This window comes from Streptomyces himastatinicus ATCC 53653 (assembly GCF_000158915.1).
GTDB lineage: Bacteria > Actinomycetota > Actinomycetes > Streptomycetales > Streptomycetaceae > Streptomyces > Streptomyces himastatinicus.
This window is the reverse complement of sequence record NZ_GG657754.1, coordinates 7,978,765-7,993,382: the sequence shown is the minus strand read 5'-3', so window position 1 is coordinate 7,993,382 and position 14,618 is coordinate 7,978,765. Positions and strand designations below refer to the sequence as shown.

12 protein-coding genes and 1 pseudogene are annotated in these 14,618 nt (G+C 71.0%); 2 read left to right on the top strand and 11 right to left on the bottom strand.

Going from position 1 to position 14,618, the window contains the following annotated elements:
- Positions 1-30 precede the first annotated feature (30 nt).
- From SSOG_RS34015 to SSOG_RS33970, 11 genes and pseudogenes are all read right to left on the bottom strand, one after another.
- Complete coding sequence (locus SSOG_RS34015; protein WP_009718803.1) at positions 31-366, bottom strand: RNA polymerase-binding protein RbpA; 336 nt, start codon at positions 364-366, stop codon at positions 31-33.
- Between the two features lie 216 nt (positions 367-582).
- A complete protein-coding gene (gene secG, locus SSOG_RS34010) occupies positions 583-810 on the bottom strand; it encodes a preprotein translocase subunit SecG (RefSeq protein WP_039942143.1) in 228 nt (75 codons plus the stop codon).
- Between the two features lie 129 nt (positions 811-939).
- Positions 940-1,716, bottom strand: a complete 777-nt coding sequence (gene tpiA, locus SSOG_RS34005) for a triose-phosphate isomerase (RefSeq protein WP_009718801.1) — start codon at positions 1,714-1,716, stop codon at positions 940-942.
- 5 nt (positions 1,717-1,721) lie between these two features.
- Positions 1,722-2,924 carry a phosphoglycerate kinase gene (locus tag SSOG_RS54180; RefSeq protein WP_009718800.1) on the bottom strand — a complete coding sequence of 401 codons (1,203 nt, stop codon included), beginning with the start codon at positions 2,922-2,924 and terminating at the stop codon, positions 1,722-1,724.
- Between the two features lie 6 nt (positions 2,925-2,930).
- Positions 2,931-3,512, bottom strand: a pseudogene (locus tag SSOG_RS54175) (type I glyceraldehyde-3-phosphate dehydrogenase); the annotation flags it as partial.
- A 173-nt stretch (positions 3,513-3,685) separates the two neighbouring features.
- Complete coding sequence (locus SSOG_RS33995; RefSeq protein ID WP_009718798.1) at positions 3,686-6,667, bottom strand: M14 family metallopeptidase; 2,982 nt, start codon at positions 6,665-6,667, stop codon at positions 3,686-3,688.
- A 195-nt stretch (positions 6,668-6,862) separates the two neighbouring features.
- Positions 6,863-7,852 (bottom strand): DNA-binding protein WhiA, encoded by a 990-nt coding sequence (gene whiA, locus SSOG_RS33990; RefSeq protein WP_009718797.1) that lies wholly within the window; start codon positions 7,850-7,852, stop codon positions 6,863-6,865.
- The gene (locus SSOG_RS33985; protein WP_009718796.1) at positions 7,843-8,862 is read right to left on the bottom strand and encodes a gluconeogenesis factor YvcK family protein; all 1,020 of its coding nucleotides are present in this window, start codon (positions 8,860-8,862) and stop codon (positions 7,843-7,845) included. The genes whiA and SSOG_RS33985 overlap by 10 nt, the downstream gene beginning before the upstream one ends.
- Positions 8,859-9,797: an RNase adapter RapZ gene (gene rapZ, locus SSOG_RS33980; RefSeq protein ID WP_009718795.1), complete on the bottom strand. Its 939-nt coding sequence runs from the start codon at positions 9,795-9,797 to the stop codon at positions 8,859-8,861. The genes SSOG_RS33985 and rapZ overlap by 4 nt, the downstream gene beginning before the upstream one ends.
- Positions 9,794-11,896 carry an excinuclease ABC subunit UvrC gene (uvrC, locus tag SSOG_RS33975; protein ID WP_009718794.1) on the bottom strand — a complete coding sequence of 701 codons (2,103 nt, stop codon included), beginning with the start codon at positions 11,894-11,896 and terminating at the stop codon, positions 9,794-9,796. Before uvrC ends, rapZ begins: the two co-directional genes overlap by 4 nt.
- A 40-nt stretch (positions 11,897-11,936) precedes the next feature.
- Positions 11,937-12,362, bottom strand: a complete 426-nt coding sequence (locus tag SSOG_RS33970; RefSeq protein WP_009718793.1) for a Rieske (2Fe-2S) protein — start codon at positions 12,360-12,362, stop codon at positions 11,937-11,939.
- 209 nt (positions 12,363-12,571) lie between these two features.
- Here SSOG_RS33970 and SSOG_RS33965 point away from each other — a divergent pair, with 209 nt between their 5' ends.
- Both SSOG_RS33965 and SSOG_RS33960 read left to right on the top strand, forming a co-directional pair.
- The gene (locus SSOG_RS33965) at positions 12,572-13,639 is read left to right on the top strand and encodes a LacI family DNA-binding transcriptional regulator (protein WP_039939312.1); all 1,068 of its coding nucleotides are present in this window, start codon (positions 12,572-12,574) and stop codon (positions 13,637-13,639) included.
- On the top strand, positions 13,636-14,601 hold the full coding sequence (locus SSOG_RS33960) for a carbohydrate kinase family protein (RefSeq protein WP_039939311.1): 966 nt from the start codon (positions 13,636-13,638) through the stop codon (positions 14,599-14,601). Before SSOG_RS33965 ends, SSOG_RS33960 begins: the two co-directional genes overlap by 4 nt.
- Positions 14,602-14,618 lie beyond the last annotated feature (17 nt).

Genomic DNA, 14,618 nt, shown 5'->3' with positions numbered 1-14,618 from the left:
CCCGTCGTCAGCGCTGTCGCTGGGCTCTGCTCAGATCTCGCCGCGGAGCTTGGCGAGCGCCTCGGCGAGGATCGCCTCGCCGTCGGCGTCGCTGCGCCGCTCGCGCACATAGGCGAGGTGCGTCTTGTACGGCTCGGTGCGGGGCGGGTCCGGCGGGTTGTCCCGGTCCTTGCCGGCCGGGAAGCCACAGCGGGGGCAGTCCCACGTGTCCGGGATCTGCGCGTCGCTGGCAAAGCTCGGCACGGTCTCGTGCCCGTTCGAGCACCAGAAGGAGATGCGCAGGCGCGGCGCCGATTCGCCTCGCTCGGCTTCTCCCATCGGCCCCGCTCCGACCCGACTTCCACGGATCGCGTTGCCACTTGCCACGGTCGTAACTCCCTGCGTGATGGTGCCGCGAAGCATCGAATGGCGGCCCCGCTGCCCGGCGCCCCAGACTACGAAAGGCCCAACGCGCGTCCATCGAGAGGAGTTACACCCGCCCTTGAGGACGCCACCCCATGATAGGCCGCGAATCCGCCGCACTGACGACGGTACGTCAGTTATCGGGCCGGAATCGGGCCCCGACCGCGCTCCGGTCGAACGTCAGTCGAGCTTCATCAGCAGGCCGAGCACGACGATGACGACGAACCACAGCAACCCGACCACGATGGTGATGCGGTCCAGGTTGCGCTCAGCGACCGAAGAGCCACCGACGGAGGACTGCATTCCGCCACCGAACATGTCGGACAGACCCCCGCCTTTCCCCTTGTGCATGAGCACCAGCATCATCATCAAAAGACTCAAGATGATGAGGGCGATCGAAAACCCCATGATCACGGCTGGACCAACTCTCTCGGGCTCGTTACGGACGGTTTCTTACGGGAGACGGGGGCCGGGGAGGCGCGAAATGCGCCACCACGACCCCCGACAGAGTACGACGAGGCCCGGCTCAGGGCCTACTCACTGGTCGCGGAATCGAACGATCTTGACGAATTCGTCCGCGTCCAGCGCGGCGCCGCCGATCAGGGCGCCGTCGACATCCGGCTGCGCCATGATCGCCGCCACGTTCCCGGACTTCACCGAGCCGCCGTACTGGATCCGGACCTTGTCGGCCAGCTCCTGGCTGTACAGCTCGGCCAGCCGGCCGCGGATGGCCCCGCAGACCTCCTGGGCGTCCTCGGGGGTGGCGACCTCGCCGGTGCCGATCGCCCAGACCGGCTCGTACGCGATCACGATCGTCTCGGCCTGCTCGGCCGGGACGTCCTTGAGGCCGCCGTCCAGCTGCGCCAAGGTGTGCGCGACCTGGTTGCCCGCCTTGCGGACGTCCAGGCCCTCGCCCACGCACAGGATGGGCGTGAGGTCGTTCCGGAAGGCCGCCTTGACCTTGCCGTTGCAGATCTCGTCGGTCTCGGCGTGGTACTGGCGGCGCTCCGAGTGACCGATGGCCACATAGGTGCACTTCAGCTTGGAGAGCATCGGACCGGAGATCTCGCCGGTGTACGCGCCGGAGTCGTGCGCGGAGACGTCCTGGGCGCCGTACTTGATCTTCAGCTTGTCGCCGTCGACCAAGGTCTGCACCGACCGCAGATCGGTGAAGGGCGGCAGAACCGCGACCTCGACGGCCTCGTAGTCCTTTTCGGCGAGCGCGAAGGCGAGCTTCTGGACGTGGGCGATGGCCTCGAGGTGGTTGAGGTTCATCTTCCAGTTGCCCGCCATCAGCGGGGTGCGGTCACTCACGGTGTTCAGTCCTCCAGTGCGGCGAGGCCGGGGAGCGTCTTGCCCTCGAGGTATTCGAGGCTCGCTCCGCCGCCGGTCGAGATATGGCCGAAAGCGGTTTCGTCGAAGCCCAGGATGCGGACGGCCGCGGCGGAGTCGCCGCCGCCCACCACGGTGAAGGCGGGGCTGTCGAGAAGCGCCTGGGCCACGGCCTTGGTGCCGTCGGCGTAATCGGGGTGCTCGAAGACGCCCATCGGGCCGTTCCAGAAGACGGTGGCCGTGTCGGCGAGCTTCGAGGCGTACAGCTTGCGGGTGTCCGGACCGATGTCCAGCCCCTCCAGGTCCGCCGGGATGGCGTCCGCGGGGACGACCTGCGGATGCGCCGGGGCCTTGGTCTTCAGGTCCGGGAACCCGTCCGCCGCGAGGACGTCGACGGGGAGCACGAACTCCACGCCGCGCTCCTGCGCCCGCCGCAGGTAGTCCTGGACGACCGGGACCTGGTCCTCCTGGAGCAGCGACTTGCCGACCTCGTGGCCCTGGGCCTTGAGGAAGGTGTACGCCATGCCGCCGCCGATCAGGATGCGGTCGGCCTTCTCCAGCAGGTGGTCGATGACGCCGAGCTTGTCGGAGACCTTGGCGCCGCCGAGGACCACCGCGTACGGCCGCTGGACGTCCTCGGTGAGCTTCTTCAGGACGTCGACCTCGGTGGCGATCAGCCCGCCCGCGGCGTGCGGCAGCCGCGCCGGGAGGTCGTACACGGAGGCGTGCTTACGGTGCACCGCGCCGAAGCCGTCGCCCACGTAGAGGTCGGCGAGGTCGGCGAGCCGGTCGGCGAAGGCGCCGCGCTCGGCGTCGTCCTTGGCCGTCTCCCCGGCGTTGAAGCGCAGGTTCTCCAGCAGCGCGACCTGGCCCGCGGCGAGCCCCTCGACGGTGGCCCGGGCGCTGTCGTCCACGGTGTCGGTCGCGAACGCGACCGGCTTGCCGAGGAGTTCGCCGAGCCGCTCGGCGACCGGGGCGAGCGAGAACTGCGGGTCGGGCGCGCCCTTGGGGCGGCCCAGGTGCGAGGCGACGACCACCTTGGCGCCCGCGTCCAGGAGCGCGGAGATGGTCGGCACGGCGGCGCGGATCCGGCCGTCGTCGGTGATCGTCCCGCCGTCGAGCGGGACGTTGAGGTCGGCGCGGACGAAGACCCGCTTCCCGTCGACCTGGAGATCGTCAATCGTCTTCACAGAGTGACTCCTTGTGAAGTCAAGGATGCGCTGGTCGTTGGTGTACGCGTGCACCGTCGTCATCATGCCCTTGACGATGCCGAAGTTCTCGTCGAGAACCTTGGCCATCGGCGCCACACAGTTGGTGGTGCAGGAGGCGTTGGAGATGACGTCGTGCTGGGACGCGTCGTACTTGTCCTGGTTGACGCCCATCACGATCGTGATGTCCTCGTCCTTGGCGGGCGCGGAAATCAGGACCTTCTTGGCGCCAGCGGCCAGGTGCTTGGCCGCGTCGTCACGCTTGGTGAAGATGCCGGTGGACTCGACGACGACGTCGGCCCCCAGCTCTCCCCACGGAAGGGCGGCCGGGTCGCGCTCGGCCATGGTCTTGAAGGTCTGGTTGCCCACCGTGATGGTGTCCTCGGTGTGGCTGACCTCCTGCTTCAGCCGTCCGAGGATCGAGTCGTACTTCAGCAGGTGCACCAGGGTGGCATTGTCGGTCAGGTCGTTGACACCGACGATCTCGATGTCCGCGCCCTGCTCCAGGAGCGCGCGGAAATAGTTGCGACCGATGCGGCCAAAGCCGTTGATGCCTACGCGGATCGTCACGAACCGATCTCCTCGTTGGTGTGCCGGTCTGGACGCCGGCGAGCTGTTTGGGAATCCCCGACCGCCTCCGACCCTACCGCTATCACGTGACGTCCGTGACATTGGCGTCGGCGGCCCATGACCACCGGAAAGGGGTATGGGCCGCCGATTCAGTCACGGTTCGTCACGGTCTGTCAACGGCGCAGCGCACGCAGCGCACTCCTCACGAGCGACGCACGCTGGGCGGCGTCCCGGACATGTTCCAGGCCGTATCCCAGCAGCACGGTGTCCCGGGTGGTGACCGCGGCCGCGGTGCGGAACAGCTCCTTCGAGCGCGTCCAGTCCGCCGCGTTCGCGGGGCTGCCCTCCGGCGGCCCCGGTACCGACCAGGGGCCGAGCGCCGTTTCGAAGCCCTCGGCGTCCCGCGTGTCGCCGCCGGTGACGAGCGCGGTGCTGTCGACGAAGGCGCCGCGGCCGCCGACGCTCGAATCGGTGACGTACGAGAGGGCCAGTTCGACCTTCTCGCCCGCGTAGCGGCTCAGATCCAGGGTGACCGGCTTCCAGCCGCCCGAGGAGCCCGTGAAGCTGTTCCAGGCGCCCGTGCCGCCCTCGGCGCGGCAGCCGTCGTCGGCGGCGGTCAGATAGCGCTTCAGGAACGGGTGGGTGGTCAGCAGGAAGCCCGCCTCGCATTCGGCCGGGACCCGGTCCGAGCTGGCGCCGCCCGCGTCCGGCAGCGTGGTCCAGTCGTCCTTGCCGACGGTGTGCGCCTCGGCGATCACATGGTCGTAGCCGGGCTCGGTGTCGTAGCTCAGCCGGAAGGTCAGGCTCGGCTCGTCCCCGGCGTCCACCCCGGTCAGGTCGACGGTGCGGGACAGCCGCGCCCAGGAGCTGTTCCGGTGGACTGCGGCGGCCATCCACTCGCCTTCGTAGGGCTCGTACGGCGTGCGTGCGCCGGAGTACGCGCCCGCGCCCGCGCTGCGGAACTGCGGGAAGTCCTCCGGCGGCAGCACATCGGAGGTGACGGTGTACGCACCCGCGGCGTCCAGCGGGTTGCCGGGCGCGTCGCCGAGCGTCGCTGAGGTGCCGTCGAGCGCCCCGGCGCCCTGGTACGCGGGCGGCGACTGCACCGTGAGGCGGCTGTCGGCACCCAGGTAGTACTGGCTGAAGTCGTCGGTGTCGGCCGGGCCCACCAGGGAGCTGCCGCCCGTCTGCTCACCGGTGGTGATCAGCTTGCCGCCCTCGTTGAGGTAGTCGCGCACGGCGAGCAGGGTGGCGCCGCCGGGCTTCTGGGCGCCGGTGTACCAGAGCACCGTCCTGAAGTGACCGAGCACCCCGAGGGCGGACGGCGCCCCCTGGGTGGCCACGTCCCAGACGGCGGCCTTGCGGCCGTTCCGGGCGAGCGCGTCGGTGTACGCGGCGAGGTGCCGGGGCGGGGCGTCGCCGCCCTCCTCGGCGATCACCAGCGTGTCGGCGCGGGGCCGCTCGGCGACGGTGTAGGTGAACGGCTCGCTCGCGGTCCGCTCGCCGTCCTCCGTACGGCCGGTGAACCAGACCTTCACCGTGTCGCCGGGGTCCGCGCCCCTGACCGCGGCCCGGTACTGGTCGAAGTGGATGTTGTCCTCGCCGCCGTAGGTCTCGCCGCCCTTCCAGGGCCGCAGGGACGCGGTGTGGGTGCGCCCGCCGTTCACCCGGTACGCGAGCGTCTTGGCGCGGACGCTCTTGCGGGCGGTGACGGAGACGTCCTGGGCGGCGCCGCGGGCGTAGGAAGCGGTGAAGGCGTCCGGGGTGAAGTCGGGCGCGGTCATGCCGACCGACGACGACGGCTGGTCGGGGTGCCGGGCGGTCTCGGCGACGGAGAGCGCGAACGGGACGTTCTTGGCGAACTCCTGCTGGATCAGCTTCTCGTCGTCCGGGAAGGTGAAGCCGGACGCGCAGTCGCGCGGCTGCCAGGCGTCGTTCGGGTCGACGTTGGAGGCCGTCTGACAGGTCGACATCTCCGGGGTGAACATCATCATCCCGTTGACGTTGGCCGCGTGGCCGTCGGCCTCGCCGTTGGTGGTGTACAGCTCCGAGGACACCTGCGGGTGGTAGCCGGGGATCGCGGAGTGCTCGGGGGTGCCCGCGAGCGCCTTGTACAGCACGTCGTCGGGGGTCGGGGTGGCGACCTGCCAGCCGACGCCGTAGAGCAGCAGTTCGGCGGCCGAGTGGTAGTTGATGCCGTAGGCGAAGCCGATGCGCTTCTGGAAGCGGTCCAGCGCCTTGGTCTCGGGCTCGGAGCCGGGGGCGGGGCCGCGGTAGGTCTCGTCGGCCGGATCGGCGGAGGACCCCTCGTTGTCGTAGCCCCACTTGTAGGGGAAGTTGCGGTTGGGGTCGACGCCGTCGCCGGGGGTGATCTTGCCGTCGCCGTTGTTGTCCCGCAGGGTCTTGCGCCATTGGCGGTTGGCCGGGCTCTGATGCGTGTAGTCGTACCCGTCCGGGTTGGCGGAGAGCACGAACCACAGCTCGCTGCGGTCCACGATCCTGGTGACGCGGTGGTCCTTGCCGTAGTTGTCCAGGTAATAGTGCATCAGCCGCCGGGTCATCTCCGGGGTGATCCACTCACGGGCGTGCTGGTTGGACATGTACAGCACCGACGGCTTGCTGCCGTCGCGGCTCTTCGCGGCGCCCTTGGTGAGCTTGAGCGCGAGGATGTCCTTGCCCTGGGTGGTCTTGCCGATGCTGACCACCTTGGTGAGACCGGGATGCGCCTGTCCGGTCTCGACGATCTCCTGCCGGAGCCCGCCGTCGCCGCTGTACGGGCGGAAGACGCCGTCGCCCGCGGCCTTCACGCGGCTCAGGGTCCGCTGCGAGAGCTTCTTCTCGGTGAGCGCCACTCCCTGGCCGCGCAGCGCGGCGGCCTGAGTGCCGGTCAGATACAGCTCGACCGTTCCTGCGCCCTTCTCGGGCACCTGCGTGCCGAGTTCCGTGCCGTCCACGCCCGCCCTCAGCAGCAGCGGGATCTGGGCCCGGGTGACCTGGGCGGTCCATACGGTGATCGTCTCGCCCGCGGTGCCGGCCGCGGGTTGTGCGTGGGCCGCGGGTGTGGCGGCCAGTCCGGTGAGGAGTAAGGAAGCCAGTGCCGCGGCCGAGCCGACCGCTCTCGCCGTGCGTCTCCATCCGGCCTTGCGTGTCTTCATGAGCCCCCCTGACTGTCGTTCCGACGTGTGGGTGCACAGACGCATAAGCCTCATGTCGGCCCATGACCATGTCAACAGGGGCTCGCGGCGTGATCCGATGGTGTGACGGCTCGGCTCCCCGTGCGCCCCGTACGCACCGCGCCCCCGGGTCCGCACGGGGAGCCGGGGGCGTGGAATGCGGTGGGCGGTGAGCGGTCAGCCGACCATGCCCTCGGCCATCTCGTCGGTCAGGGTCGACTCCGTACCCGGAATGCCCAGGTCCTGGGCCCGCTTGTCGGCCATGGCGAGCAGCCTGCGGATACGGCCCGCGACGGCGTCCTTGGTCAGCGGCGGGTCGGCGAGCGCGCCCAGCTCCTCCAGGGACGCCTGCTTGTGCTCCATGCGCAGCCGCCCGGCCGCGGCCAGGTGCTCGGGCACCTCGTCGGCCAGGATCTCCAGCGCGCGCTGCACCCGGGCGCCCGCGGCGACCGCGGCCCGGGCCGAGCGGCGCAGATTGGCGTCGTCGAAGTTGGCCAGCCGGTTGGCGGTGGCCCGCACCTCGCGGCGCATCCGCCGCTCCTCCCAGGCGAGCACCGACTCGTGCGCCCCCAGCCGCGTCAACAGCGCGCCGATGGCGTCACCGTCCCGGACGACCACCCGGTCCACTCCGCGCACCTCGCGCGCCTTCGCCGCGATCTGGAGCCGCCGGGCGGCGCCGACCAGCGCCAGCGCGGCTTCCGGGCCGGGACAGGTCACCTCCAGGGAGGACGAGCGGCCGGGCTCGGTGAGCGAGCCGTGGGCGAGGAACGCCCCGCGCCAGGCGGCCTCGGCGTCACAGGTGGCGCCGGAGACGACCTGCGGCGGCAGCCCGCGGATCGGCCGGCCGCGGCCGTCGACCAGACCGGTCTGGCGCGCCAGCTGATCACCGCCCGCCACCACCCGCACCACGTACCGACTGCCGCGGCGCAGCCCTCCGGGGGCCATCACCACCAGATCGGAGGAGTGCCCGAAGATCTCCAGGATGTCCTTGCGGACCCTGCGGGCCGCGATGCCCGTATCCAGCTCCGCTTCGATCACGATGCGCCCGCTCACCAGGTGCAGGCCGCCCGCGAACCGCAGGATCGCCGAGACCTCCGCTTTCCGGCAGCAGGTGCGGGTGACGGGGAGCCGGGAGATTTCATCCTTCACCGCTGCCGTCATCGCCATGGGCCGATCCTTCCATGCATCCGAAAAATACGGTCGTACGCGGCCGCCAGAAGCTCCGGGTCATGCTTCGGGGAACCGTCGGTCGCAGCCACCGGCGCCAGCTCGACCGTGCCGCCCAGTCGTTTCGCGGCATCGCACAGACTGCTCTGGTCGGGAACGGCGGCCTCGTCGGCCAGCACCACGTCGAAGGCGAGTTTAGGGGCGTGTCGGGCCAAAACCTCCAAATGACGCTGCGGGGAGAAGCCATCGGTTTCACCCGGCTGCGGCGCCAGGTTGAGCGAGAGCACCCGTCGGGCCTTGGTGTCGGTGAGCGCGCGCAGCAGATCGGGCACCAGGAGGTGCGGGATCACGGAGGAGAACCAGGAGCCGGGGCCCAGGACCACCCAATCGGCGTCCATGACCGCCTCGACCGCCTCGGGGACCGCCGGCGGGTCGTTCGGCACCAGGTGGACCGACTGCACCTCGCCGGGGGTGAGGGCGACGGTGGCCTGTCCGGCGACCGTCGACACCTCGTCCGGGCGGGCCGGGTCATGGCCCTTGACGTACGCCTGGAGCTCCAGCGGCACCGCCGACATCGGCAGCACCCGGCCGTGCGCGCCCAGCAGCTTGCCGACCAGGTCGAGCGCGGCCACATGGTCGCCCAGCTGCTCCCACAGGGCGACGATCAGCACATTGCCGACCGCGTGGCCGTGCAGCTCGCCCTCGCTGATGAAGCGGTGCTGGATGACCCGGGCCCACGTCTGGCCCCAGTCGTCGTCCCCGCACAGGGCCGCCAGCGCCTTGCGCAGATCGCCGGGCGGCAGCACCCCCAGCTCGTCGCGGAGCCGCCCGCTGGAGCCGCCGTCGTCGGCCACCGTGACCACGGCGGTCAGATCACCGGTGATCCGGCGCAGCGCGGCGAGCGACGCGGACAGGCCCATACCGCCGCCGAGCGCGACCACCTTGGGCTGCGCGCTCCGGCCCGTACGGGCCCCGACGAGCCGCCGCAGCCGCCCGTTACGGATCGTCACTCGCGCCCCATGTCACGGTGGACGATGACGGTCTCGACCCCTTCGGCGCCGAGCCGGGCGGCCAGCCGCTCGGACATCGCGACGCTGCGGTGCTTACCACCCGTACAGCCGACCGCGATCGTCACATAGCGCTTGCCCTCGCGGCGGTAGCCCGTGGCGATCAGCTGGAGCAGCTCGGCATACCGGTCCAGGAACTCCTTGGCGCCGGGCTGGTTGAACACATAGCCGGACACCTCCTCGTTGAGCCCGGTGAAGGGGCGCAGCTCCGGAACCCAGTGCGGATTGGGCAGGAAGCGGCAGTCCACCACCAGATCGGCGTCGACCGGCAGGCCGTACTTGTAGCCGAAGGACATCACGGTGGCGCGCAGCTCCGGCTCCTCCTCACCGGCGAACTGGGCGTCCATCTTGGCGCGCAGCTCGTGCACGTTGAGGCTGGAGGTGTCGATCACCAGATCGGCGTCACCGCGCAGCTCGCGCAGCAGATCGCGCTCGGCCGCGATGCCGTCCACGATCCGTCCGTCGCCCTGGAGCGGATGCGGGCGGCGCACGGACTCGAAGCGGCGCACCAGGGCCTCGTCGGACGCCTCCAGGAACAGCACGCGCCGCTTGACGTTCTTGGCGGCCAGGTCCGCGAGGGACTCGCGGAGGTTGTCGAAGAAGCGGCGGCCGCGGACGTCCACCACCACGGCGATGCGCGCCACATTGCCCTGGGAGCGGGCGCCGAGGTCCACCATGGTGGGGATCAGCGCGGGCGGCAGGTTGTCCACCACGAACCAGCCGAGGTCCTCCAGACATTTGGCGGCGGTACTGCGGCCCGCGCCGGACATGCCAGAGATGATCACCAGCTCGGGAATGGCTGCCGCCGCCTCGGCGGACTCTCCCGTCGTGCCCGTATTCACCTGCGCTCCGTCTCCGTGGATCTCGTGCTCGGTCATGATCTCGTCCCCCGGTTCGCGGACGGCGCCGACGATGCGGCCTCGTCCTCAATGATCTCTCCTGTGGCGGTGTTCACGGCGGGTGCGGCCGGAGCCGCTCCGGTGAGCGCCGCCGCAACCGTCTCAGCCGTCTTCCGGCCGACGCCCGGCACCTCGCAGATCTGCTCGACCGTGGCGGCGCGCAGCCGCTTGACGGAGCCGAAGTGCTTCAGCAGGGCATGCTTACGGCTGTCGCCGAGGCCGGGCACGGCGTCCAGCGGCCCGGCCTTCATCGCCTTGGCGCGCTTGCTGCGCTGATAGGTGATGGCGAACCGGTGGGCCTCGTCGCGGACCCGCTGGAGCAGATACAGCCCCTCGCTGCTGCGGGGCAGCACCACCGGGTCGTCCTCGTCGGGCAGCCAGACCTCTTCGAGCCGCTTGGCGAGTCCGCAGACCGCCACGTCGTCGACGCCCAGCTCGTCCAGCGCCCGCTTGGCGGCGGCGACCTGCGGCTGTCCGCCGTCGACCACGACGAGCTGCGGCGGATACGCGAACCGCTTGGGCCTGCCGTCGTCGTCCAGGGGGCCGGAGGTCTCTTCGACGGCGGGTGCCTCGGCAGGGGTCTCCTGGGCGGGCTCGCCGGGCTCTGGGGTCTCCTGGGCGGGCTCGCCGGGGGTTTCCTGCGCGGGCTCGGCGTTCTCCTCCCACTCCCCCGACTTCTGCTTCTCCTGGAGATAGCGGCGGAAGCGGCGGCCGACGACCTCGTGCATGGAGCGGACGTCGTCCTGCCCGGCGAAGCTCTTGATCTGGAAGCGGCGGTACTCGCTCTTCCGCGCCAGCCCGTCTTCAAAGACCACCATGGACGCCACCACGTCATCGCCCTGGAGATGGGAGATGTCGAAGCACTCGATGCGCAGCGGCGCCGAGTCCAGCCCGAGCGCCTCGGCGATCTCCTCCAGGGCACGGGAGCGGGTGGTGAGGTCGGAGGCGCGCTTGGTCTTGTGCAGCGCGAGCGCCTGCTGGGCGTTGCGCTGGACGGTCGCCATCAGATCCTTCTTGTCGCCGCGCTGCGGGATGCGCAGATCGACCCGGGAGCCCCGGCGCTCGCTGAGCCACTGGGTGACCGGCTCGGCCGGGTCCGGTACGGCGGGCACCAGGACCTCCTTGGGCACGGCGTCGCCCCGCTCCTCCCCGTACAGCTGCTGGAGGGCGTGCTCGACCAGGTCGGCGGTGTCGACGGCCTCGACCTTGTCGGTGACCCAGCCGCGCTGGCCGCGCACCCGCCCGCCGCGGACGTGGAAGATCTGGACAGCGGCCTCCAGCTCGTCCTCGGCGACCGCTATCAGGTCGGCGTCGGTCGCGTCGGCGAGGACGACCGCGTTCTTCTCCATGGCGCTCTTGAGCGCCCCTATGTCGTCGCGCAGCCGGGCGGCCTTCTCGTACTCCATCTCCTCGGCGGCCTGCTGCATCTGCTGTTCGAGGCGGCGGATGTAGGTGCCGGTGCGCCCGGCCATGAAGTCGCAGAACTCGTCGGCGAGTTCACGGTGCTCCTCGGCGCTGACCCGGCCGACGCAGGGGGCGGAGCACTTGCCGATGTAGCCGAGCAGACAGGGGCGGCCGATCTGGGCGGAGCGCTTGAACACCCCGGCCGAGCAGGTGCGCACGGGGAACACCCGCAGCATCAGGTCGACGGTCTCGCGGATCGCCCAGGCCTGCGCGTACGGACCGAAGTAGCGCACGCCCTTCTTCTTGGCGCCGCGCATGACCTGGACCCGGGGGAATTCCTCGTTGAGGGTCACCGCGAGCGAGGGATAGCTCTTGTCGTCCCGGTACTTGACGTTGAACCGGGGATCGAACTCCTTGATCCACGAATACTCGAGCTGGAGCGCCTCGACCTCGGTCGACACCACGGTCCACTCGACCGCGGCGGCCGTGGTGACCATCGTCCGGGTGCGCGGGTGAAGGTTCGCCAGGTCCTGGAAGTACGAGGAGAGCCGCTGGCGCAGACTCTTCGCCTTTCCGACGTAGATCACCCGGCCGTGCTCATCACGGAACTTGTAGACCCCCGGCGACTCGGGGATCTGTCCCGGCTTGGGGCGGTAGCTGCTCGGGTCGGCCATGGTCACCACCCTACTGGCGGGCGGTGACAGTTCAGGCGGATCAGGCGTCCGGCCCCGCTACGAGCTTTCCGCCCTTCGTCCTGACGGGTACGGACGGCAGCGGGGCGACGGCGGGGCCCTGGAGGACCTTGCCGGTGCGGGCGTCGAAGACGCTGCCGTGGCAGGGGCAGCTGATCTTTCCGTTCTCGACGGAGTCCACGACGCAGCCGCGGTGGGTGCAGACCGCGCTGAAGGCCGTGTACTGGTCCTCGGCGGTCCGGGAGACCACCACCCGGTCCTCGCGGTAGATCTTCGCGCCCCCGGCCGGGACGGCGTCTGCCGAGCCGAGGTCGACGGGGGCGGTGGGCGTCGGGGACACCTTCTTACCCGATCCCTTCGCACCGCAGGCCGCCGCCCCGAGCCCGGCGGCTCCGGCCAGCGCAGCTCCGCACAGCAGGGTTCTACGGGAGGCGGGCTGGCTGGTCATGGGGGCTCCACGGGGCATAGCGGTACGAGCTGGGGTTGCTCTACGACGATACCGGTACGGATCGGTCCGCCCACCGGCGGATCCGGGTCCGGTCCGGGGTCGACGTAAACGTTTGCGTAAGCGTTTACGCGTGGTCGCCGATGCGATACGTTCCCCCACGTTCCCGCAGCACACCGCGAAGGCAGCACACCGAGGAGAGGGGCGGGCGGATGGCGACCATGGTCGACGTGGCCCGGCGCGCGGGCGTCTCTGTGGCCACGGTCTCGCACGTCCTCAACGAGACCCGCCGGGTGCGCCCGGACACCCGCCAGGCCGTCCTGGACGCCATCGACGCCCTCGGCTACACCCCCAACACACTGGCCCGCTCCCTCGTCACCGCCCGCACCCGCTCGATCGGGCTGGCCGTCTCGGCGATCAGCAATCCGTACTTCACCGAGATCCTCCAGGGCGTCGAGTCCAGCGCCCTCGCCCACGGCTACAGCTTGCTGATCGCCGATCCGCACGACGACCCGGACCATGAACGGAAGGTCGTCCAGCTGCTCCATGAGCGGCGGGTGGACGGAGTGATCGTCGCGCCGTCCGCCGAGCCCTCCGCGCTGATCGGCTATCTGGCCCGGAGCGGGGTCCCCTGCGTCTTCCTCGACCGGATGATCGGCGACGGACACGACCATCCGTACGACCAGGTCGGCGCCGAGAACGCGTTCCACCTCGAACAGCTGGTGCGCCACCTCGCCGAGCTGGGCCACATCCGCATCGGCCTGGTCGCGGGCCTGCCGGGGCTGAGCACCACCGCCGAGCGGATCGCCGGTTACCGCACCGGACTGGAGCACAGCGGGCTGCCGTTCGACCCCGGGCTGCTGGCGGACGGCCACTCCGAGGCGCGGGGCGCGGAGGACGCCACCCACCGGCTGCTGGCCTCCGCCGAACCGCCCACCGCGATCGTCACCGCCAACAACGCCATGACCATCGGCGCGCTGCGCGCCCTGCGGGCGGCGGGCCGCACCGTACCGGGCGATCTGGCGCTCGTCTGCTTCGACGACTTCTCCTGGGCCGATGTCTTCTCCCCCGGGCTCACCGCGATCTCCCAGCCCAGCCGGGAGATCGGCAGCACCGCGGTCCGGCTGCTGCTGGACCGGCTGGAGCGTCCGGAGCGGCCGCCGCGTACCGTGCGGCTGCCCTGCGCCTTCGTCCATCGCACGTCCTGCGGCTGCGCTCCCGAACCCGCTCCCCCATCCCCCGATCGCCCGCCGCTCCCAGGAAAGGACCCCATCTCGTGATCGTCGTCGCCGGAGAAGCCCTGATCGATCTCGTGCCCGATCGCGCGGCCCCCGCCGCGACGGGCGACGAGCTGCCCGCGCTGCGTCCGGCGCGCGGCGGCGGCCCCTACAACACCGCGATGGCGCTGGGGCGGCTCGGCGTGCCGACCGCGTTCTGCTCACGGGTCTCCACGGACGGCTTCGGCGAGGCGCTGCTGTCCCGGCTGCGGAAGGACAGGGTGGACACCGCCCTGGTGCAGCGCGGCCCGGAGCCCACCACCCTCGCCGTCGCGTCGATCGGCGCCGACGGGTCGGCGGGCTTCGGCTTCTACGTACAGGGCACCGCGGACCGGCTCTTCGCGCTGCCCCCGGCCCTGCCCGAGGGGACCACCGCGCTGTCACTGGGGACCTGTTCGCTGGTGCTGGAGCCGGGCGCGAGCGCGTACGAGGCACTGCTGCGGCGCGAGGCCGGGCGCGGCGTCTTCACCGCGCTCGACCCCAACATCCGCACCGGGCTCATCCCCGACGCCGACGCCTACCGGGCCCGCTTCCGCGGCTGGCTACCGTACGTCGGGCTGCTCAAGCTGTCGATCGAGGACGCGCGCTGGCTGGCCGGTTCCGGGGACGCCCCGGCGGAGTCCGACGCAGCGGTCGAGGCGGCGATACGGGAGTGGGCGGCGGCCGGTCCTGGGGCCGTGGTCTGCACCCACGGCGGGGACGGGCTGAGCGTGCTGTGCCAGGACGGATCCCGCTGGTCCGTGCCCGGGGAGCGGGTGGAGATCGTGGACACGATCGGGGCGGGCGACACCGTGAACGCCGCGCTGCTGCACCGGCTGGCAGCCCATGACGCGCTGTCGGCGCCCGCGCTGGCCAAGCTGGGCGAGGCGGCCTGGCGGGACGTCCTGGGCTTCGCCGCCCGGGCCGCCGCGATCACCTGCTCCCGGGCGGGCGCCGAGCCGCCGTACGCCGCGGAACTGGCGTAAGCCGATAAACGTGTGAG

What these genes read in the sequence shown, in the direction of transcription:
- secG (WP_039942143.1), bottom strand. Translation starts at nt 810, where the DNA reads ATGGGGTTTTCGATCGCCCTCATCATCTTGAGTCTTTTGATGATGATG.
- SSOG_RS33995 (WP_009718798.1), bottom strand. Translation starts at nt 6,667, where the DNA reads ATGAAGACACGCAAGGCCGGATGGAGACGCACGGCGAGAGCGGTCGGC.
- whiA (WP_009718797.1), bottom strand. Translation starts at nt 7,852, where the DNA reads ATGGCGATGACGGCAGCGGTGAAGGATGAAATCTCCCGGCTCCCCGTC.
- rapZ (WP_009718795.1), bottom strand. Translation starts at nt 9,797, where the DNA reads ATGACCGAGCACGAGATCCACGGAGACGGAGCGCAGGTGAATACGGGC.
- uvrC (WP_009718794.1), bottom strand. Translation starts at nt 11,896, where the DNA reads ATGGCCGACCCGAGCAGCTACCGCCCCAAGCCGGGACAGATCCCCGAG.
- SSOG_RS33970 (WP_009718793.1), bottom strand. Translation starts at nt 12,362, where the DNA reads ATGACCAGCCAGCCCGCCTCCCGTAGAACCCTGCTGTGCGGAGCTGCG.
- SSOG_RS33965 (WP_039939312.1), top strand. Translation starts at nt 12,572, where the DNA reads ATGGCGACCATGGTCGACGTGGCCCGGCGCGCGGGCGTCTCTGTGGCC.